The following is a 20,322-nucleotide window of genomic DNA, read 5'->3' as shown; positions in this document are numbered from 1 at the left end:
TTAATCCTCCAGCACTTGACGGACGGCGGCTTCGATACGTTCAACGCCAGGGATCCAGAGTTTTTCGAGAGCAGGGGAGAACGGGACCGGCGTGTGTGGCGGCGTCACCAGCAGAACAGGCGCTTTGAGGAAATGGAATGCCTGGGACGCAATTAGCGCCGCGACATCATGAGCAAAACCGAAGCGTGCAGCGGATTCGTCGACAATCACTACCCGCCCCGTGGAAGCCACCGATTCCAGAATACCTTCCTCATCCAGCGGTGAAATGGTTCGCGGGTCGACCACCTCGACCGAGATCCCCTCTCTGGCCAGTTTGTCCGCCACCTGGTTTGCTTTATGTACCATTGCCGACAACGCAATGATGGTGACGTCCTCTCCTTCGCGAGTGTAGTTGGCTACACCTAGCGGGATGGTATAGATCTCGTCCGGTACCTCGCCCTTGAGGTCGTACAGCATTTTATGCTCGCAGAATACCACCGGGTCGTCGTCGCGAATGGACTGGATTAACAGACCCTTGACGTCATAAGGCGTCGAGGGCACCACCACTTTCAGTCCAGGCGTGGTGGCAAAGATATTATAGGGTGACTGTGAATGCTGGGCCGCGGCGGAAAACCCTGCGCCGATCATCCCTCGCATTACCAGCGGAGCTCTGGCTTTGCCACCAAACATGTAGCGGAACTTAGCCGCCTGGTTATAAAGTGCATCGTGACTCACACCAAAAAAATCCATGAACATCAATTCCGCGACTGGCCGCAGCCCCGTTGCTGCGGCGCCGGCCGCCATACCGATAATGGCCGACTCGGTAATGGGCGTGTCGATCACCCGATCGGAGCCGAACTGCGTCCACAGCCCTTTAGTGACACCCAGCACACCGCCAAAGGCTTCAATCTTCGCCTCTTCGGGCGCATTTCCGCCATGACCGCCACGCAAGTCTTCACCGATGAGCACTACGCGTTCATCGCGTTCCATTTCCTGAGCCAGGGCTTCCTTGACCGCTTCACGATAGGTTTTTATTGTCATGGTTATCACCCTCAGTATGAGACGTACACGTCTGTCAGCAGGTCTTCCGGAGCCGGGTAGGCAGCGGCGCGGGCCTTCAATACGGCATCGTTGACCAGGGCTTCTACTTCCTCGTCAATCGCCGCCAGTTCTTCCTGGGTGATATGTTGCTTGACCTTAGCGGTGAAAATCTTCAGCGGATCATGTTGTTCACGCAGGCGTTGCACTTCACCTTCCGCGCGGTATAGCGCGGGATCGCCCTCAAAATGACCATGCCAGCGGAAGGCTTTGGCCTCAATGACGCTTGGGCCACCGCCTTCTCGCGCACGCTTGACCGCCTCTGAGGTTGCCTCATAAACGGCAAAGAAATCGGTGCCATCGACGGTCACTGCCGGCAGGCCGAAGCCAGCGGCGCGCCGGGCGATATCACGCCCACCCACGGCGTAGTCATGGCCGGTCCCTTCGCCGTAACCGTTGTTCTCGAAAATAAAGACGGCTGGAAGCTGGAGCACGACGGCCATATTGATGGCTTCAAAGACCAGGCCCTGATTAGAACCCCCATCGCCCGTAAAAGAGACCCCGACGTTGCCGGTTTTTAGCGTTTTTGCCGTTAGCGCGGCGCCGATGGCCAGTGGAGGGGCCCCCCCAACGATAGCGTTCGCCCCCAGCATTCCTTTCGACAGATCGGCAATGTGCATCGAGCCACCCTTACCGCGACATAACCCGCTGTCCTTACCGAATATTTCGGCCATCATGCCGTGAATGTCACAACCTTTAGCAATACAGTGGCCATGTCCACGGTGTGTTGAACCAATGAAATCTGCGCTCGTTAAATTTTCGCAGACCCCCACCGCGATGGCCTCCTCACCGGTATAAAGGTGAATGAAGCCCGGAATATCACCGCTGGTATTTTCCTGATGCAACCGCTCTTCAAAGGTCCTGATCTCCCGCATCTTGCGGTAAGCCTGCAATAACGCCTGTTTGCTGAGCATCGTTTAATTCTCCTCAATAAAGGTCACCAGGCGGGGCCAACAGACAGGGCGAATAACCCTGGCCACACCCATGCAATGAATCTACGAGCGGTTAGAGAGAGTGCGAAGCCACCTTCATGGGGGGGTAGGTGGGGGTTTTCATGCTTGAGGTCAAACTTTCTAAATTTTGTGTGGCCATAAAGTTTGCCTGCCCCATGTCATCCCGGTGGCTGGCGTACAATTGAAAAAAACAAAACGAGTAGACACCACGGATGAAGCCATTGGATTTAGAAGGTCGCCAATCACCCTCACTGGTCTCCGGGCCATTGCGGCTGACGCGAGGCTTGCCGTTAATCCTGACCAAATTCGTCCCGCCTCGCTCCTCGATACAATTGCTGGAGCGCCCCCGGCTTCTTCAGCTTCTCAATCCCGTTCAGCAGTGCCGGCTGGGCGTCGTCTGCGCCGGCGCTGGATTTGGCAAAACCACGCTGTTGGCGCAATGGCATCAGCAGATGGTCGCCCAGGGGGAACGTATCGCCTGGCTGAGCCTCGATGAGGATGATGATGACGTATGGCAGTTTATTCCTTATCTGCTGCAAGCATTGCGTCCACTCTATGCTGACTGGGACGCCGATTTCTGGCGTGACATGGAAGAACAGAAGCTCTCCAGCTCCGAGCAACTGCTGGCCGGGCTCATTAACCAGCTACACTATTGCCCGCATGACGTATACCTGATCATCGACGACTTCCACGTGATTAACGATCGTGGGGTCTATGAAGCCGTGGGGTATTTAATCAAGCATGCGCCTGCCGCCTTGCATCTGATCATTGGCAGCCGTTTCCACCCGAATCTTGCGCTGAGCCAGCTGCAGGCCCAGGACCAACTGGTGGAAATCTATGATCGAGACCTGCAATTCACGCTCGAAGAAACAAAACACTATTTTAGCCGCACGGTTGCGCTACCCCTCAGCAACCACCATGCACAGCGGCTACAGTCCGTGACTGAGGGCTGGATTGCAGGGATGAAGATCGCTTCATTGTCCGCAGAATTACAGCATGATCCCGAGCATCTGTTGCGCAATATGCATGGAGGAACACGGTCCATTGCCCGCTATCTGAAAGAGGTGGTACTGGATCCGCTGCCGGAAGAGGTTCTCGATTTCCTGGTAAAAACGTCCTTCCTCAGTCGGTTAAATGCCGAATTATGCAACGCAGTGACAGGACGTGATGATAGTAAAGCGATGCTGACATGGATTGAGCGACACAACCTTTTTTTGTCAGCCCTTGACGAACAAGGCTACTGGTTCCGCTACCATCCTCTGTTGCAGGAAAATCTTCGGACCATGCTGCAGCAGAACAACGATATTGATCGCAAACAGCTACATGAATTAGCCAGTCATTGGTTCGTCGAACAGAAATTGTGGTCTGAAGCGGTACGCCATGCGCTCAGCGCAGGCAAGCCGGTGCATAGCCCCGTACAGGACGGCGCAAGCGCTCAGTCACTGGCGGAAGAAGGGGATATCGATACCCTGATCTCATGGATGCATCATTTACCGCCCAGCACCGATCCTTCGCGCATTGACCTGCAAATTAATCTGGCCTGGGCACTGGCGCATTATTTCCACTTTGATGAGTCGAGGCAGCTGCTTGATAACCTCGATCAGATGGTACTTCATCATCGTGAGGATTTAACTCGCAGCACCTGGTGTAAATTGCGCGTTGTGCGGGCAATTTGCGAAGCCTTTGCGGAAAACATCCCGGAGAGTCTGGCTATTGTTCAGCCGTTGCTGGCCGAAGTGCCCTGCGGCGACACCTGGGTTGATGGTCTGATATGCAATATTCTCAGCTATTGCCATGTTGTTAACCAGCGCTATCACGATGCGCTGGAGGTTCAACAGCATATGCCCTCTCCGGAAAGTCCTATAGATAATCTGTTTGTCTCGGTTTATCGCGCTTTTATCATTGCCCAGTGCCATCTTTGTCAGGGCGATCTGGGGAAAGCCGGGTGGTACGCAGAGAAAACGTTGCGCCAGGCTGAATGTTATACCGGTACCCAGTCGACCAGTGGCGCGACGCTGGCGCCGCTGCTGGCGGAGATAGCCTATGAATGTCAGAGTGGCGACTCGCCCGAGCATCTGTTAGCCGACCGGCTCGAATTCATCGACCGATTCAGTCCACCCGATGCGCTGAGTCGTTGCTATACCTATCTCGCGCGTCAGGCCCTGGATGGCGATATGCCGTATGAGGCCGAGCGATTGCTGGAGCATGCGCAGCGTCTTGCCGTGTCTCGCGGCTGGCAACGGCTCCAGGCCATGATGTTAGCCGAGCAGGTGAGGGTGCGGCTGCAGCGCGGCAATGTCACAGGCGCAGAGCAACTGCAGCGACAACTTGAACAAATGGCCGCCAGCTTCAGAATGGATGCCGAACATCCCTGTCAACGCGCTATCGCTCTGTCTGCATCCCTTAGCCACTGTCGCCTTCTTCTCGCCAGAGGCCAGGCGCCGCAAGCCTGTATTCTCCTGGCTGATATGGTCCCTGATCAGGAAAACCGGGGGGACAGGTTAACCGCAGCGCGTCTGCGTACGCTCTGGTCATTGGCCTTGTGGAACAGTGGCAAAACTGCCGCTGCGCGCACGACATTTCAGCCAGTCGTGCAGCTGGCTGAACAACAGCATCTCAAAGGCCTCTTTCTTGAAGCTGGCGATACCTTGCAACCTTTGCTTGCCGGTATGAATGAAACCTCTTCGGCTTGTACTGAGGAAGGGATAGTCCATGAACCCTGGGCCGGCAAGCGCGCGCCTGCAGATGGAACACCGTTTAATAGTGGAAGCCCCGATATTCATGGGGAACTCAGCGAGCGAGAGTTGCAGATATTACAACTGATCGCTGAAGGTCAGATGAATAAAGAAATTGCTCGCACCCTCGTTATTTCTGCTGAAACGGTCAAATGGCACATCAAAAACATCTACGCGAAGCTTAAAGTGAATAGCCGCACTCAAGCGATGAGCCGGGCGCTGGAGATGAAATTACTAGATTAACGGTTTGAACAGGGAGGGCCTGGGCGCAAAATATTATTAAGACGGCATTGCTCATCGCCGCTTACGTTACGGGGCTATGAGCCATGGATAATCGAGATACTTATGAGCCCGCGGGAGCTTTTATCACTGACCGTGATGGTAGTTTTGATGCCTTGGCTCAGCGATAAGAGCATGGAATTTAAGTGCATCGGTCTCCGGGGAAAGCGACCCTGGTGTAAACCCAGAGAGGCTTTTATCTTGATGTAGAGTGGTACTGCTTTCCGGGAGGACATCACCCGCCGCTTACAGACGCTGCATGAGCTCATCGATATAAAAAAATGGGAGATTAATCAGGCCGCCGGTGGCTATATCCGCTCACATGAGGAAGTACAGTGCATCAGCATCCGTAACCGACTGCATGATTTTATGCAGCAGAACGGCGCAGAGCTGGCCGCCGCACTGGCACCGGAGCTGATGGGGATTAAAAACCAGCCCGCGATGATAAAAAACCGCGCGCTTGACCGTTCAATGGCATATCTCCGCGAAGCTCTTTCCGTCTGGCTGAGCGCAGGAAATGACATTAATTATTCTGCACAGGACAGCGATATTTTAACGACCATCGGATACAGGCCTGACGCGCCGTCGCGGGGTGATAATCGTGAAAAATTTCACCCCTGCACAGAACATGATTTACGCCCGCCGACGCGCCGGATTGGCCGCGCAGTAGCCTGTCAAAAAATCCCCGTAAATCCCGTCATTTTTCCCGAATTAAGCCATGCATCCATAAGGTGCATGGTTTTGCATGCGTTTTCCCGCCCCTGCACTCCCTGCCTGCGCCAGTTGCGACGCGGGCAGAAGCCACCTTTGCACCTGCATTAAAAGTAGTCCCTTAAGCGGGCAGGCGTGGCGGGGAGAGCATTGCGCGCAGATAATGCAGCAACTAAAAATCAAGATTTTTCAGGTTAAACTTTATATGTCCAAGCATACGTTTAATTTCATCAGGTGTTGCATCGGTTGGACAGTTATCTAAGAATTCACTAAAACTTAATATTGCCGCTTTATCAAAAGATTCCCACTCAGCAAACTTATATGAAAATCTGAATAAATCACATGATATAAATGTATACTTACCTTTATCTTGATTTAAAGGGAAATAAATTCTCTTACCCTCTAAGATTGCCACTTCCATGTTGTCAGAATACTTATCAAAATGAGGGTGGATAATTTTGAAGCATTCCTTATCATTAGGATAATCTTTTGTACGAAATTTTGGATGAGATAACATTTCGTGATTATCTTTAGGATTATTACACTCTCGACAAGCAATCGCTAGATTTTCTGGCTCTAGGAGATATTCTGGATACGATGCTTTTGGCAAAACATGCTCGATATCCCAAGTGTAACCATGAGACTCTTTTTTTTCCATTCTACAATAAGCACATTTGTACCCTTGCTCTTTCAAATAGAATTCCCTTATGGTTTTTCGAACCTCAACTATATCACCTTTAGTAGCATTCCATATGCTATGATCCTTTCGATCATAATCCTCGAACATTTTTTTATATTTACCCTGCGGAATGATTTTTTTCATATCAACCAACCAACGCATTCGCTTGTTTAATGAGATACATTACAGGGTCTCTCTCATCAAGATGCTCTTTGAGGCTGTTTGCCAATGCTAAGTTCTTTAAATCCGTAGAGTTTAACTCATCGTTTTTCGACACTTTTGAGATAATTACTAACAAAGTCCTAATAAGATATTCATTTTTAAAGCCAGGTGACTGAAAAACTTCCGCCAATTGAAAATCAGCTGATTTCATAAAAGAATCATGTTGAAATAACTGCTTATCTTCTAGAGAAAGTATATAACCATTTTTGTCCCTTAATCCAGACACTATCTGTGGGGAGTGAGTTGCTATTAAAAAATGACACCCACTAAATGATGAAAATACATCTTGGAGAAGTTTAATAAATTCTAACTGCCACTCTGGATGTAAACTAATCTCAGGTTCATCTATACAAATAAGGGAGTTATTTTGAATGCTACTCAGGATACCTAAGATGATAAGCAACATACATTGCTGGCCAGAACTAAAAGTTGACAACCCTAGCCTTTTTTTCTCTGTTAAGCCATTGAAGGAAATTTCACTTACCTGAAGTATATCCCAGTCCAATAAGAAGTGAATGCTATCTAACTTAGAGAAACTCTCAAATTTAAGTTCGTTGTAATTGAGTTGTATGGTTATTTTCTTAGCGTCATAGCCAAGATCAAGGTCATTTAATCTCCCCCTTACTTCATGAGCAAAAGATACCCACATGTTATTATTGAATAACTTTTGATATTTTTCTGATACGGATATGTTTTTCCTCAAAGTCCTTTTTAGCATGTCCTTAGCAAAATCTTCATACCTACGCTCTTTTATCAACCCCGTATTAATATTTAAGGATAATGACACCTTTATATCTGATCCAAAACCTAAGTATTTGAGGAGGTAATCTAAACTCCTTACTCTATTTGTTTCCTCATTATTCTTATCTAATGTTGTTAATAAAAAATTCTTAACAATTTCATTGAACGGATTTTCTGAGTTTTTGACTCCATGATAAGAATAATTCCCAATGAAATTTTTATTTTTATCTGCATGAGTAATAGTTGGAAATCTATCAAATTTCCCGGTCGATATTGCAATTGCTCTTTCTGGTCTATCAGAATACCAACCTGAAAATTTAACATGCAAATTTTCCTCTTTGAAAATAGCGGCATTTATAGCCTTACTTAGCAAACGACTTTTACCGCTCGAATTCCTTCCAGTAATGACAGTGAAAACATTCTCCAAGTCATTAATGTAATTAATCATAGGAAGCCACTTGCCATCTTGTAAAATATTTAAAATCCTAAACGTCATGTTTTTCACCTAAAATAAAATCTGAGTACCATTGGAGCATAACATTTCTATTTTCTAAGTAATTCGCATTATTATATATGCCATGTATAGAGTTTTTATCAACATGGGCAAGTTGAATTTCTATCCATACCGAATTAAAACCTTGCTCATGTAAAATAGTTGATAAAGTATGTCTAAATCCATGCCCAGTGACTTTTCCGCCATAACCAACACGCTTGATAACCTGATTAATACTTGCCTCACTCATAGGCTTGTTCGGATCGTTCCGCCCCGGAAAAACATAACGATAGTCCCCAGTCATGATCTTCAGTTCATTGAGTAAATCTAACGCCTGAGTCGACAATGGCACAAGATGTGACTTGCGCATTTTCATCCTTTCAGTAGGAATTTCCCAAATTACGTAATCCAGATCAAATTCTTGCCATAATGCTGCACGTAATTCAATGGTTATTAAACCCGTGATCATCAGTAATTTTGTAGCAATCTGGACAAGCCGACTACCTGTGTAGCTATCTAAAGCACGCAGAAAATCAGGTAGCTCATCAGCGTTTAGGAACGGAAAATGATTGGATTGATGTACTTCGAGGGCGCTAGAGAGAACTGCTGCAGGATTAAATTCAGCTCTCCCAGTAGCTATGGCATAACGAAACATTTCTGAACAACGCTATCGCACTTTGCACATCTTCTCTGACGCCCCTCGTTTTTTAATTTTACGCAGCACATTAAGCAGTTCTAGCGGTTTTATTTCACCGATGGGTCTTGTCCCCACATACGGGAAAATGTCGTTCTGAAACGCTTCCATGATATCTGACGCATATCCTGCCGACCATTTGGCGGACTTCATATGATGCCACTCTCAAGCTATCTTTTCGAACGCACTTTCGGATTCCGTTTGCAAAGCGACCTTCTGCTCTTTTCGTACTTCACTCGGGTTCTTTCCTTCGGCGACCAGTTTTCGGGCATCATCGCGACGAGAGCGAGCATCGGCAAGGTTGATTGTCGGATACACACCAGGCGAGATCATTTTGGGCTTACCGACATAGCGATAGCGGAACCGCCAGCTTTTGCTTCTATTAGGTTCTATAAGCAATGACAGCCCTTGCCCATATCCAAGCGTATAGGCTTTAGCTACAAGCTTAGTGCAGCGAATCTGCATATCATTGAAAGGCGTGTGTATAGGAATCCAGGACCGAACAAAGACATATACACAATCCTAAATACATTAAGTATATGATTTACTAGAAAATTACGGGCGGCGATGGACTGAAGAGCAGTAAAATCTTTATAAATCAGGGTAGTTATGGATAAATTCGGACGTTGGGGGAAGTTGAAATGGTGCCGATAATAGGAGTCGAACCTACGACCTTCGCATTACGAATGCGCTGCTCTACCAACTGAGCTATATCGGCCCTGCAAGAGGTGTTCACGAGCGTGAATCACGAGGCAAAAGGTTAGAACTTAGCGGGCGATGCGTCAATAGCGAGTGGAATCAACTGCCTATTTTTGCATCGCCCGTTCTCATTTACGCACGAATGGTATCGTCGCCGAAACCAATCCACTTATAGGTGGTTAACGCTTCCAGCCCCATCGGGCCGCGGGCGTGCAGCTTCTGGGTACTGACCGCCACCTCCGCGCCGAGGCCGAACTGGCCGCCGTCGGTGAAGCGCGTGGAGGCGTTCACGTAGACGGCGGAAGAGTCCACTTCATTGATAAAGCGGTTGGCGTTACGCAGGGTGCGGGTCAGGATGGCGTCGGAGTGCTGGGTGCCATGTTCCCGAATATGGGCGATAGCCTCATCCATATCGGCCACCACTTTGACGTTCAGATCCAGCGACAGATACTCGTCGTCGTACTGCTCCGCTTTCACCGGCTCGACCTTCGCCGGGCCGTTCTGCAGCGCGGGGAGGGCGGAAGGGGCGGCATGCAGGGTGACGCCGCTCTCGGCCATCTGCTTGCTCAACGCCGGCAGGAAGGTGTCGGCGATGTTACGGTGCACCAGCAGCGTTTCCACGGTATTGCAGGTGCTCGGCCGCTGGGTCTTGGCATTGACGATGATCTTCAGCGCAGGGGCGATCTCGGCGGTTTCATCAACGAAGATATGGCATACGCCAATCCCGCCGGTGATCACCGGGATCGTTGACTGCTCACGGCACAGCTTGTGCAGGCCCGCGCCGCCGCGGGGGATCAGCATATCGATGTATTTATCCATCTTCAGCATTTCGCCCACCAGCGCGCGATCCGGGCTCTCAATAGCCTGTACCGCGGCGGCCGGCAGACCGCACTCCTGCAGCGCTTGCTGGATCACCTTCACCGTGGCGGCGTTGGTGCGCCAGGTCTCTTTCCCGCCGCGCAGGATCGCTGCGTTGCCGGTTTTCAGACACAGGGAGGCGACGTCGACCGTCACGTTGGGTCGCGCTTCATAAATCACGCCAATCACCCCCAGCGGGACGCGGCGACGTTCAATACGCAGACCGCTGTCCAGCAGCCCACCGTCGATCACCTGGCCGACCGGATCGGCCAGATTGCACACCTGGCGCACATCGTTGGCGATGCCGCTCAGACGCGCCGGGGTCAGCGCGAGGCGATCAAGCATCGCTTCACTCAGGCCATTGGCGCGAGCTTCGGCTAAATCTTCCGCGTTGGCGCGCAGAATATCGTCGGTCTGCGCTTCCAGATAATCGGCGATCTTTTCCAGTACCTGGTTCTTTTCCCGGCTGGAGAGTAACGCCAGCTGCCAGGAGGCCGCTTTGGCGGCAATGCCCATTTGTTCCAGCATTTTCAGCTCCTTAACGGATGATCATATCATCGCGGTGGACGGCCACCGGGCCGTATTCGTAGCCCAGAATGGCATCGATTTGCTGCGAGTGCTGGCCGGCGATAAGGCGCAGCGCATCGCTGTTGTAGCGGCTAACGCCGTGAGCGATATCGCGTCCTTCGCTATTGCGGATGCGGATCACTTCGCCGCGGGAGAAGTTGCCGCTGACGATTTTGATGCCTTTTGGCAACAGCGAGCTGCCTCTTTCGAGGATCGCCTGAGTCGCGCCCGCATCGACGGTCAGTTCACCGGCCGGCGGGGCGCCGAAGATCCAGCGCTTACGGTTCTCTAGCGGAGACTCCTGAGCGTGGAAGCAGGTGCCTACTGGCAGGCCTTCCATCGCATGGCCGATGACGTCCGGGCGGTTGCCAGCGGCGATAATGGTATCAATCCCCGCGCGGCAGGCGACGTCCGCGGCCTGCAGCTTGGTGCCCATGCCGCCGGTGCCGAGTCCGGAGACGCTGTCGCCGGCGATGGCGCGCAGCGCGTCGTCGATGCCGTAGACGTCTTTAATCAGCTCCGCCTGCGGGTTGCTACGCGGGTCGGCGGTGAACAGGCCTGGCTGGTCGGTTAACAGCAGCAGCTTATCCGCCCCGGCGAGGATCGCGGCCAGCGCGGAGAGATTGTCGTTATCGCCCACTTTGATTTCCGCGGTGGCGACGGCGTCGTTTTCGTTAATGACCGGGACGATGCTGTTATCCAGCAGCGCGCGCAGAGTGTCGCGGGCGTTGAGGAACCGTTCTCTGTCTTCCATGTCGGCGCGGGTCAGCAGCATCTGGCCAACGTGAATGCCATAGATAGAAAACAGCTGTTCCCACAGCTGGATCAGACGGCTTTGTCCCACCGCCGCCAGCAGCTGCTTGGAGGCGATGGTGGCGGGCAGTTCCGGGTAACCAAGGTGCTCGCGCCCGGCGGCAATGGCCCCGGAGGTCACGATGACAATACGGTGTCCCATGGCGTGCAGCTGTGCGCACTGGCGCACGAGCTCAACGATATGGGCGCGGTTCAGGCGGCGGGACCCGCCTGTTAAAACACTGGTGCCCAGTTTTACCACCAGCGTCTGGCTTTCACTCATGATTCTCTGCCGTTCAAAAGGAATATCGATATCGAGCTGATGTTGTAGCAGGAGTCGGCCCGCTTGCCAACACCCGGGGCGGCGGGCGCGCCATTTTATTGCGCGGGATCGGGCATTCTGGAGAGGGGATGTGACAAAAATATGTCAGATACATTTAAATACTCTTTTTTATAAAAAGTTCCACCTTGTCATAAATATTTAATCTTCCGGCGTTAAAAAACCTCCTGTTTTTGATGGGCGAGCGCCCGCAATTGAATAGCGCGTATAAATAAATCACCAGGACTGAATAATGAAAAAGAGTACTCTGGCATTAATGATGATGGGCTTTGTGGCTTCAACAGCGACGCAGGCAGCGGAAGTTTATAACAAGAACGCGAACAAACTGGATGTGTACGGCAAGATCAAAGCCATGCACTACTTCAGCGATTATGACAGCAAAGATGGCGATCAGACTTACGTGCGTTTCGGTATTAAAGGCGAAACGCAGATTAACGACGACCTGACCGGCTATGGCCGTTGGGAATCTGAATTCTCGGGCAACAAAACCGAGAGCGACTCGAGCCAGAAAACCCGTCTGGCATTCGCCGGGGTGAAGCTGAAGAACTACGGCTCCTTCGATTACGGTCGTAACCTTGGCGCCCTGTACGACGTGGAAGCCTGGACCGATATGTTCCCGGAATTCGGCGGCGATTCCTCTGCCCAGACCGATAACTTTATGACCAAACGCGCCAGCGGCCTGGCGACCTACCGCAATACCGATTTCTTCGGTCTGGTGGATGGCCTGGATATGACCCTGCAGTACCAGGGTAAAAACGAAGGCCGTGAAGCGAAGAAACAGAACGGCGACGGCGTTGGTACCTCATTAAGCTATGATTTCGGCGGCAGCGACTTCGCCGTCAGCGCGGCCTACACCAGCTCCGACCGTACCAACGATCAGAATCTGCTGGCCCGCGGCCAGGGTTCGAAAGCGGAAGCCTGGGCGACCGGCCTGAAATATGACGCCAACAATATCTACCTGGCGACCATGTACTCTGAAACCCGCAAGATGACCCCGATCAGCGGCGGTTTTGCCAACAAAGCGCAGAACTTTGAAGCGGTGGCGCAGTATCAGTTCGACTTCGGTCTGCGTCCGTCCCTCGGCTATGTGCTGTCGAAAGGGAAGGATATCGAAGGGGTGGGGAGTGAAGATCTGGTTAACTACATTGACGTGGGCCTGACCTACTACTTCAACAAAAACATGAACGCCTTCGTGGATTACAAAATCAACCAGTTGAAAAGCGATAACAAACTCGGTATCAACGATGACGACATCGTCGCGCTGGGTATGACTTACCAGTTCTGATTAACCGCAGAACCACCCGCCGCAGCCCTGGCTGCGGCTTTTTTTTAGCGGCGATTCTTCGCCAGATGCAGGGTGTCGCTGTTCATGGTGATCTGCGCGTTATACTCCTTCGGCAAACGGCGCGCCTGGTAGAACGCCGATTCCCAGTAAGGGTTGTCCAGCGAAGAGCGCATCACGCCCTGGCTGCTCGAGGCGTGAAGGAAATTATGATCGGTATCGTAAAAGCCAACGTGCATCCCGGCCCGGGTGCGGAAGAAAACCAGATCGCCGGGACGTAAATCGCGCTTATTGACCCGCACGCCCATGTGCAGCAGCTCGCGGGTGGTGATCCGCTCCATCGGCAGGTTAAAGCGATCCTTCAACGTGCGCCAGACGAAACCCGAGCAGTCGACGCCGCTTTGTTCAGTACCGCCCCATTCATAGGGGGTTCCCTGCCAGGTGTGCATCTGATCATGCAGGGCCGCCACCACCGGGATCAGATCGTCCGATCCGCTATCAATGGTCATATCCGCATGAGATTTTGTGTTCTTTGCCTGTTTCGGTGAGGAGGAGCATCCTGCCAACAACAAAAAAGGAATTAAAAAGAGAGCATGCGTCAGTTTTGGCTTCATATCGTTATTTTCGAAGTAGCAAGCAGACTGCTTTGTTTTATAGCCGATTAAAAAGAACGGCTGAATAAGCCGAGGCCGCCTTTACGTTTATTTACGATTAAAAATAAACAATCAGGCGAGAGATCACCCATAAAAGGCAGTTGTCACTTCCGAACGGCCTGTGCCAGGATTCTGATTAAACATTTCACGAGGCATTCCATGACGCATTACGCCATCTCTGGTGAGACTTTGCCCGGCGCCGCTTTCGACGCGGGGTGGATGACGTCTGCGCTTCATCATTGCTTCACCACGCTCTGCCCACCGCCTCCCCCTCCAGACCGGGTTGTTTGCGACGCTTAACGCCGTCTTTAGCAGGCGCTTACCTGCCGGTATGACGCTTGATACCTTGTGTTTGACGTTCTGGAGCATGCTATGCACGTTCGCTATTCTCTGCTCGCCTCGCAGGCGACAACGGCCATTTTTGTGCTGCTGTGGGGCAGCGCGGCCATCTTCACCCGCTGGGGACTGGACAACGCTTCGCCGATGGCGCTGCTGGTCTTTCGTTTTCTGATTGCCCTGGTCGCGCTGGCGCCGCTGGCCATCGTCCGTCGGCGCTGGCTACCCGCGCCGGGCACCCGCCTGCAGACAGCGGCCACCGGCCTGATGCTGATTGGCGGCTATTCGGTCTGTTACTTCGAGGCGATGGCTAACGGTGTGACGCCGGGACTTATCGCCACCATCATGGGGATCCAGCCCATCCTTACGCTTTGCGTGGTGGAGCGTCGCCTGCAGGGGCGGCGGCTGTCAGGGCTGCTGATTGCCCTGGCGGGGCTGGTACTGCTGGTGTGGCGCAGCCTGGCGGCCTCGCCGATGGCGATGGTGGGGATCCTGTTTGCGCTGGCGGCTCTGCTGCTGATGACCTTTGGCGCGCTGTGGCAAAAGCGCAGCCGTCAGGCGCCGGCGGATGTCCTGCCGCTGCAGTACGCTGTCAGTCTGGGGCTGTGCCTGCTGATTGCCCCGGTCAGCGGCTTCCAGTTTACCGTTAACGCCGGGTTGATTATTCCGGTGCTGTTTCTCGGGCTGCTGATTTCGGTGGTCGCCCAGCTGCTGCTGTATCGTCTGCTGAGCGCGGGAAATATTGTTAATGTCACCAGCCTCTTTTATCTGGTGCCAGTGATCACGGCGCTGCTGGATTATCTGCTGCTGGGCAACCGGCTGCCGGCGGCGGCGATGGTCGGTATGGTGGCGATCATCGGTGGGATCGTGCTGGTGTTCCGCACCGCGAAGATCCGCGCCGGCTGATGGCGAGCCGGGCGCTGCGGCGTCCGGTTCATTTTCCTGTCATCTTTTTTACGCATGCTCCCGGCAGCTTATTTTGACCAGTAAGGGAAAGTACCATGGGCAACACGCTGACGATTTTTGATCTCGATAACACCCTGATACAGGGCGATAGCAGTACGGTCTGGAGCCAGTTTATGGTTCGCGAAGGGCTGGCGACGCAGAAGGGGTATCTTGCCCGCGAGGCGCGGCTAATGGCGGATTATGACCGGGGAGAGATGAATATCGCCGATTATGTGGCCCTGATCCAGGCGCCGCTGGCCGGAATACCGAAGTCGGACGTTGATGCGCTGGTGGCCCGCTGCGTGCGCGAGGCGATCCTGCCCCGGGTCTATCCGCAGGCGTGGGAGCTCATTCGTCGTCTGCGGGCCGAGGGGGAGCAGATGCTGATTATCTCCGCCTCGGTTAGCCTGCTGGTGCAGGCGGTGGCCGCCGCGCTGGAGATTGATCAGGCGCTGGGCATTGACGTGGAGATGGTCGGCGGCGGCTACAGCGGGGTCATTGCCGGGATCCCTAGCTATCAGCAGGGGAAGGTGGCGCGTCTGGCGCAGTGGCGCGAGGCGCATCCGCAGTATGACGGCGAGGTGACTTTCTATACCGATTCCATTAACGATCTGCCGCTGTGCCTGCATGCGGATCGCGTGCGGCTGGTCAATCCCTGTCCGCAGCTGCAGGCGGCGGGTGCCGGATATGGCTGGCCGGTGCTGAGCTGGCGGCTGGAATAGCAACAACGGTGAATAAATTAACGGCAGGGCGCACGAACCCCTGGCCGGGTAAGGCGCAGCCGCCACCCGGCGGAATAACGGTACAAGCGTAAATTTCCCTGTGCATACTGCGCCTGGCAGGGCTACAACTTCTATGTTATTTCCGGACAGATTGCGCTCCCAGTATTTTTTCTGCGCTATGTCACTCATGGCGCAGGGAGCGCACAGGGGGCGGCCAGTCGCCGCCGCCCCCTGTACCCCCGGGCTCCGGCCAGCAACATCGCCACTGCGTGGTGCCTTCGACTTATCCCTGCAGGCTTCGGGTCGGGCCGAGGCAGCATCCCTGCAAAACACGGCCCTCAGCCCGCATCCATGCGGGCTGCCCCGGCCTTCCGGGAACGTCTCAGCGATGTTGAGGCCGCCAGCACCGGCAGTTTCAGCTGCCCCAGGCCCGGCGGTGAGTCAACAGCCAGTCCTGGACGAGTAGGCCGGATAAGGCGAAGCCGCCATCCGGCGCAAAGGTGTGCTAGCGTCCGCCCTGATACAGCGGCACCGCGGCGCCGCCGATATAACGACGGCGCAGCCAGGCGGAAAGGGTGTCCATGATCATCACCACCGCCACCAGCAGCAGGGTGATAAACATCACCACATCCCAGTTCCACAGGCGCATGTTCTCGGCATAGATAAGCCCGATACCCCCGGCGCCGACGAAGCCCAGCACCGCCGCGGAGCGGGTGTTGGATTCAATCTGATACAGGCTCAGGGCGAGGAAGGTTGGGAACGACTGGGTAAAAATGCCAAAGCGATGCTTTTGCAGGCCGTTCGCGCCCACGGCGGTCAGCCCGCGCCCGGGCGAGCGGTCCACGGCTTCGTGTCCTTCCGCGTACAGCCGTCCCAGCAGACCGGTGTCCTGCATGATGATCGCCAGCACCCCAGCCAGCGGCCCGAGGCCGACCGCGCGCACGAAAATCAACCCCCAGATAGCCATGTCGATCCCGCGCAGCACATCAAACAGGCGGCGCATCAGCAGGGCAAGGGTCCCCAGCACCACGCCGCGCATGATGTTGCGGGCGGCAAAGAAGGAGAGCAGCAGCGCCAGCACCGTGGCGGTCAGCGTCCCGGCGAAGACGATAGCCAGGGTGATGCCGATTTGCGTGAAGTAATAGCCGAACGGCCAGTTCCAGAAGTCGTGCCAGACGAACATCCGCGCCAGGTAGCGGCCAATCTGCTGCAGACCGGTGGTCAGCTGCTCGCCGCTGATGCCAAACTGCAGAAAAAACCAGACGTAATAGAGCACGCAGGCCAGCGCCACCAGCCCGACGTAGCGCAGGTAGCGCCCCTGAACCTGATAGAGCTGTTTATGCTGCCGCCGGCTGGCGGCGATATCCGGTTGCATGTGCCAGACGCTCATTTCTTACCCTCCAGTACCCACAGGCGCAGACGACCGGACAGCATGTCCAGCGCCGACACCACCAGAATGATCAGCAGCAGGGTGATGCTCACCTGATCGTAGCGGTCGAGCTTGATATTGGTCATCAGCTCCTGACCGATGCCGCCCGCGCCCACCAGCCCGAGAATCGTCGACGAACGGAAGTTGATTTCAAGCCGCATAAAGCCGTAGGAGAGAAACAGCGGTTTCACTTGCGGCCACAGGGCGAAGCGGATTTTCTGCAGCGGCGACGCGCCGCAGGCCGCCAGGCCGCGTACCGGTTTGTTTTGCGCGCTCTCCACCGCCTCGTAGAACAGTTTGGTCAGGCTGCCGACGGTGTGCAGCATCAGCGCCAGAAAGCCCGGGATCGCGCCGATACCGAACGCCATGACAAAGATCACCGCCCACGCCAGCTCGGGCATGGTGCGCAAAAACGCCACCAGTACCCGAATGGCAAAGCGTACCGGCGCCGGGGTCCAGGCGTTGTTGGCGGCGAGGAACGCGAAGATGGTGGCAATGGCGACCGCCACCAGCGTCGAGGCCAGCGCCAGCTGCAGGGTTTCCCAGATGAGCGGCAGCTGGATCGGCAGGCGATAGCCCCACCAGGCCAGCGAGCCTTTGGTCTGCACATCGGCGAACAGGTTACCGGCACTCAGAGGCGGAATGGTCTCTGCCATATAGTCAAAGAAGTGGGGCAGCGAGTGCCAGATGGTCAGCAGATTAAATTCTGCGGCGCTGCCGGCGGCAAAATAGAGCGCCAGCAGGAGTAACGACCAGTAGACGGTATCGCGCTTTTGCCGCGAGCGTACCTGCTGGTAATAGCGTTCAAATTCGGTGTGGGTCGTCTTCATGCGTCGGGGATCTTCAACGTAGCGCCGCCGCTCACCCTGGGGGCAAGCAGGCGGCGTTGAGGCAGGATTAACGCGCGCTCACCAGCTCGCGTTTCATGTCGATAATCTGCTGGAAGTCAGCCACGCTGCCCGGACCGATGTGCTGGGTACCGCCCATCGCTTTGATAAAGCAGGCGTGATCCTCGGTGTCCAGTTTTTTCACCGCCGCCACGACCTTCGCCTTAAAGTCCGCCGGCAGCGCATTGCTCACCAGGATCGGGCCGTTCGGGATCAGCGGCGATTGCCAGATAATGCGGATCTGCTTCATCAGATCCGGATGATCCATGCGAATCAGACGGTTGAACGCGCCGGTGGTGTAGCCGGTGTTGTAATCGCCGACCATCGAGGTCCAGGTGACCGCGCCCGCGAACTGGCCGTTCAGCACGCCGAGAATGTCCTGCTCGTGGCCGCCGGAGAAGGTGACGCTGGAGAAGGTATTGTTGTATTTGTTGTCGGCGTTACCGCCAAATTTTTCTTTAAACGCATGGTTAGGGATCAGATACCCGGAAGTGGAATCCGGATCGGCGAAGCCGAACGCTTTACCTTTTAAATCGTCCAGCGTTTTGTACGGGGAGTCGGCTTTGACGATCACCACGGAGTGATAGCCGCGAGACTGATCTTTATCGTCCACGGCGATGCCGACGATATCCACCGCTTTCGGGTTATTGATATAAACCGAAGCGTAAGAGGAGGGGGACATGCTCAGCACCACGTCGACTTTGCCCCCCAGCAGACCCTGGATCACCCCGGAATAGTCGGAAGAGTTACGCAGTTTGGTATCCACGTTCAGCTCTTTATCGAGGAAGGTCTTCACACACTGGTTATCACCGATTTGCTGGGTGGCGTTCTGCCCGCCGAGAATGCCCAGATTCAGCTCTTTCGGCTGCGCTGCCGCTGCCTGCCATGCCATCATCATGCCCGCGACCACTGCGGATAAACGAACTGCGCCAGTCATATATTTTTTCATTATGTTGCCCGTGTGAGTGAAATTAATGCAATTGGCTAACTTCATCGCCGTACAGCTGCTGCAGCACATCCTGCGTCAGCCGGGAGGGGTGATCGTCAAAAATAAGCTGGCCGCTGGCGACGCCGATAACCCGGGTGCAGTAGGCCTTCACCAGCTCTACCGAATGCAGGTTCACCATCACGCTGATGCCCTGCTCGCTGATCTCGCGCAGCACATCCATGATGCGCTGGGTGTTCTTCGGATCCAGCGAGGCGACAGGTTCGTCGGCCAGCAAAATGCCGGGGTTTTGCATCAGCGCCCGGCAGATTGCCACCCGCTGCATCTGTCCCCCGGAGAGATTCTCCGCCCGCTGCAGCGCGTGCGGCAGCATGTTCATCCATTCGAGCAGCGCAATGGCGCGCGCCCGGTCGGCGGCGGGGAAAATTTTAAACAGCGACTTCAGGGTTGAAGTCTGGCTGAGGCGGCCAAGCAGGACGTTGGTGAGCACGTCGAGGCGCGGTACCAGGCAGAAGTCCTGAAAGATCATCCCGCACTGACTGCGCCAGGCGTTGAGTGAGCGGCCTTTCAGCTTTGAGACATCGTGTGGCATACCGACTTCCGGATAGCTAAGAATTTCACCGCCGCTGGCGCTGTGCGTACCATTAAGGACATGCAGGAGCGTCGATTTACCGGCGCCGGAGCGGCCAATGACCCCGACCATTTCACCGGCGTGCAGGTCAAAGCTGATGCCGTCCAGCACCTTGTGCTGAGCATGATAGGCTTTCGTCAGGTTACGCACGCTTAAGACCTTCCGCTGCAGGCCGGCATCGAGATCGGTGAACGGCTGGAAATCAGTTTCGGCCACCGCGGCAAGAGAGCTGTTCATAAGAGTGTCCAGGTTCGTCATTAACTGGGCACTATTAATAGGTCTTTATATGAAATTTCGATGACGGTATTGCGAACAAAGCGTGAACAGGCGGGAAAAGGCGGGGATGACAGGCCGACCGCGCGGCTTGCTGACCGCTGGCGAAGCCTTGAAAAGCGGCTATGCTTTCGGGGGGCGCGAAGGCTGGCGCACCCGTGACGGCAGGCACCTATCGGCAAAACTCGTTTTATCTTGCTAATGAGGTCTGTTTAATCGAATAGATAATGCTTCTACCTTTGTTTAGCATTCATCATTCCGCAGAATTAACATATGCATAACTATTTTGTGCGGCAGGTTAATCTATTCATGTGACTTATGAATTGGTAAATCATCCTGGTTATTGCTTATATTCAGATTTATATTCTTTATTTTGTT

15 protein-coding genes, 1 tRNA gene and 2 pseudogenes are annotated in these 20,322 nt (G+C 54.1%); 5 read left to right on the top strand and 13 right to left on the bottom strand.

The annotated features are described in order from the left end of the window. A complete protein-coding gene (locus tag R0140_RS21905) occupies positions 1–1,020 on the bottom strand; it encodes an alpha-ketoacid dehydrogenase subunit beta (RefSeq protein ID WP_002889881.1) in 1,020 nt (339 codons plus the stop codon). An 11-nt stretch (positions 1,021–1,031) separates the two neighbouring features. Beyond that, entirely contained in the window at positions 1,032–1,991 is a 960-nt protein-coding gene (locus tag R0140_RS21900; protein ID WP_002889884.1) for a thiamine pyrophosphate-dependent dehydrogenase E1 component subunit alpha, read from the bottom strand. A gap of 251 nt (positions 1,992–2,242) precedes the next feature. On the opposite strand from R0140_RS21900, the gene R0140_RS21895 reads away from it, so the two are divergent. Both R0140_RS21895 and R0140_RS21890 read left to right on the top strand, forming a co-directional pair. Further along, positions 2,243–5,008 (top strand): LuxR C-terminal-related transcriptional regulator, encoded by a 2,766-nt coding sequence (locus tag R0140_RS21895; protein ID WP_317703895.1) that lies wholly within the window; start codon positions 2,243–2,245, stop codon positions 5,006–5,008. A 273-nt stretch (positions 5,009–5,281) separates the two neighbouring features. Next, positions 5,282–5,714 (top strand): annotated as a pseudogene (locus R0140_RS21890) (phage polarity suppression protein); the annotation flags it as partial. A 213-nt stretch (positions 5,715–5,927) separates the two neighbouring features. Here R0140_RS21890 and R0140_RS21885 read toward each other — a convergent pair. From R0140_RS21885 to proB, 6 genes and pseudogenes are all read right to left on the bottom strand, one after another. Further along, positions 5,928–6,578: an HNH endonuclease gene (locus R0140_RS21885; protein ID WP_023297102.1), complete on the bottom strand. Its 651-nt coding sequence runs from the start codon at positions 6,576–6,578 to the stop codon at positions 5,928–5,930. Between the two features lies 1 nt (position 6,579). Further along, entirely contained in the window at positions 6,580–7,893 is a 1,314-nt protein-coding gene (locus R0140_RS21880) for an AAA family ATPase (RefSeq protein ID WP_071582556.1), read from the bottom strand. After that, positions 7,883–9,049: pseudogene (locus R0140_RS21875) on the bottom strand (tyrosine-type recombinase/integrase). The gene R0140_RS21880 and the pseudogene R0140_RS21875 overlap by 11 nt, the downstream one beginning before the upstream one ends. Before the next feature lie 177 nt (positions 9,050–9,226). After that, positions 9,227–9,302: transfer RNA gene (locus R0140_RS21870), tRNA-Thr, on the bottom strand. Between the two features lie 113 nt (positions 9,303–9,415). Then, positions 9,416–10,669 (bottom strand): glutamate-5-semialdehyde dehydrogenase, encoded by a 1,254-nt coding sequence (gene proA, locus R0140_RS21865; protein WP_008805305.1) that lies wholly within the window; start codon positions 10,667–10,669, stop codon positions 9,416–9,418. 10 nt (positions 10,670–10,679) lie between these two features. After that, positions 10,680–11,783: a glutamate 5-kinase gene (gene proB, locus R0140_RS21860; RefSeq protein WP_008805306.1), complete on the bottom strand. Its 1,104-nt coding sequence runs from the start codon at positions 11,781–11,783 to the stop codon at positions 10,680–10,682. A 289-nt stretch (positions 11,784–12,072) separates the two neighbouring features. On the opposite strand from proB, the gene phoE reads away from it, so the two are divergent. Next, a complete protein-coding gene (phoE, locus tag R0140_RS21855) occupies positions 12,073–13,125 on the top strand; it encodes a phosphoporin PhoE (RefSeq protein ID WP_008805307.1) in 1,053 nt (350 codons plus the stop codon). Between the two features lie 44 nt (positions 13,126–13,169). Here phoE and R0140_RS21850 read toward each other — a convergent pair whose 3' ends face one another. Further along, on the bottom strand, positions 13,170–13,736 hold the full coding sequence (locus R0140_RS21850; RefSeq protein WP_004191825.1) for a C40 family peptidase: 567 nt from the start codon (positions 13,734–13,736) through the stop codon (positions 13,170–13,172). Positions 13,737–14,147: 411 nt separating this feature from the next. Here R0140_RS21850 and R0140_RS21845 point away from each other — a divergent pair, with 411 nt between their 5' ends. Both R0140_RS21845 and R0140_RS21840 read left to right on the top strand, forming a co-directional pair. Beyond that, positions 14,148–15,017 (top strand): DMT family transporter, encoded by an 870-nt coding sequence (locus tag R0140_RS21845; RefSeq protein ID WP_016160356.1) that lies wholly within the window; start codon positions 14,148–14,150, stop codon positions 15,015–15,017. A 95-nt stretch (positions 15,018–15,112) separates the two neighbouring features. After that, positions 15,113–15,778 carry an HAD family hydrolase gene (locus tag R0140_RS21840; protein ID WP_317703894.1) on the top strand — a complete coding sequence of 222 codons (666 nt, stop codon included), beginning with the start codon at positions 15,113–15,115 and terminating at the stop codon, positions 15,776–15,778. Between the two features lie 505 nt (positions 15,779–16,283). Here the strand turns inward: R0140_RS21840 and phnE (R0140_RS21835) are convergent. From phnE (R0140_RS21835) to phnC, 4 genes are all read right to left on the bottom strand, one after another. Next, a complete protein-coding gene (gene phnE, locus R0140_RS21835) occupies positions 16,284–17,168 on the bottom strand; it encodes a phosphonate ABC transporter, permease protein PhnE (RefSeq protein WP_012968865.1) in 885 nt (294 codons plus the stop codon). Beyond that, positions 17,165–18,037 (bottom strand): phosphonate ABC transporter, permease protein PhnE, encoded by an 873-nt coding sequence (gene phnE, locus R0140_RS21830; RefSeq protein WP_064144228.1) that lies wholly within the window; start codon positions 18,035–18,037, stop codon positions 17,165–17,167. The genes phnE (R0140_RS21835) and phnE (R0140_RS21830) overlap by 4 nt, the downstream gene beginning before the upstream one ends. 67 nt (positions 18,038–18,104) lie before the next feature. Further along, a complete protein-coding gene (gene phnD, locus R0140_RS21825) occupies positions 18,105–19,043 on the bottom strand; it encodes a phosphonate ABC transporter substrate-binding protein (protein ID WP_032691132.1) in 939 nt (312 codons plus the stop codon). Positions 19,044–19,065: 22 nt separating this feature from the next. Then, on the bottom strand, positions 19,066–19,908 hold the full coding sequence (phnC, locus tag R0140_RS21820) for a phosphonate ABC transporter ATP-binding protein (protein ID WP_012542738.1): 843 nt from the start codon (positions 19,906–19,908) through the stop codon (positions 19,066–19,068). Positions 19,909–20,322: the final 414 nt, after the last annotated feature.

This window comes from Klebsiella sp. w6, assembly GCF_033100215.1.
Classification (GTDB): Bacteria; Pseudomonadota; Gammaproteobacteria; order Enterobacterales; family Enterobacteriaceae; genus Klebsiella; species Klebsiella variicola.
Note: the sequence above shows the minus strand (reverse complement) of the source record. Positions and strands in the feature narration are given on the sequence as shown.

Bases quoted from the DNA above. Each gene is read 5' to 3' on its own strand.
- R0140_RS21905 (WP_002889881.1), bottom strand. From the start codon at position 1,020: ATGACAATAAAAACCTATCGTGAAGCGGTCAAGGAAGCCCTGGCTCAG.
- R0140_RS21900 (WP_002889884.1), bottom strand. From the start codon at position 1,991: ATGCTCAGCAAACAGGCGTTATTGCAGGCTTACCGCAAGATGCGGGAG.
- R0140_RS21895 (WP_317703895.1), top strand. From the start codon at position 2,243: ATGAAGCCATTGGATTTAGAAGGTCGCCAATCACCCTCACTGGTCTCC.
- R0140_RS21885 (WP_023297102.1), bottom strand. From the start codon at position 6,578: ATGAAAAAAATCATTCCGCAGGGTAAATATAAAAAAATGTTCGAGGAT.
- R0140_RS21880 (WP_071582556.1), bottom strand. From the start codon at position 7,893: ATGACGTTTAGGATTTTAAATATTTTACAAGATGGCAAGTGGCTTCCT.
- proA (WP_008805305.1), bottom strand. From the start codon at position 10,669: ATGCTGGAACAAATGGGCATTGCCGCCAAAGCGGCCTCCTGGCAGCTG.
- proB (WP_008805306.1), bottom strand. From the start codon at position 11,783: ATGAGTGAAAGCCAGACGCTGGTGGTAAAACTGGGCACCAGTGTTTTA.
- phoE (WP_008805307.1), top strand. From the start codon at position 12,073: ATGAAAAAGAGTACTCTGGCATTAATGATGATGGGCTTTGTGGCTTCA.
- R0140_RS21850 (WP_004191825.1), bottom strand. From the start codon at position 13,736: ATGAAGCCAAAACTGACGCATGCTCTCTTTTTAATTCCTTTTTTGTTG.
- R0140_RS21845 (WP_016160356.1), top strand. From the start codon at position 14,148: ATGCACGTTCGCTATTCTCTGCTCGCCTCGCAGGCGACAACGGCCATT.
- R0140_RS21840 (WP_317703894.1), top strand. From the start codon at position 15,113: ATGGGCAACACGCTGACGATTTTTGATCTCGATAACACCCTGATACAG.
- phnE (WP_012968865.1), bottom strand. From the start codon at position 17,168: ATGAGCGTCTGGCACATGCAACCGGATATCGCCGCCAGCCGGCGGCAG.
- phnE (WP_064144228.1), bottom strand. From the start codon at position 18,037: ATGAAGACGACCCACACCGAATTTGAACGCTATTACCAGCAGGTACGC.
- phnD (WP_032691132.1), bottom strand. From the start codon at position 19,043: ATGAAAAAATATATGACTGGCGCAGTTCGTTTATCCGCAGTGGTCGCG.
- phnC (WP_012542738.1), bottom strand. From the start codon at position 19,908: ATGAACAGCTCTCTTGCCGCGGTGGCCGAAACTGATTTCCAGCCGTTC.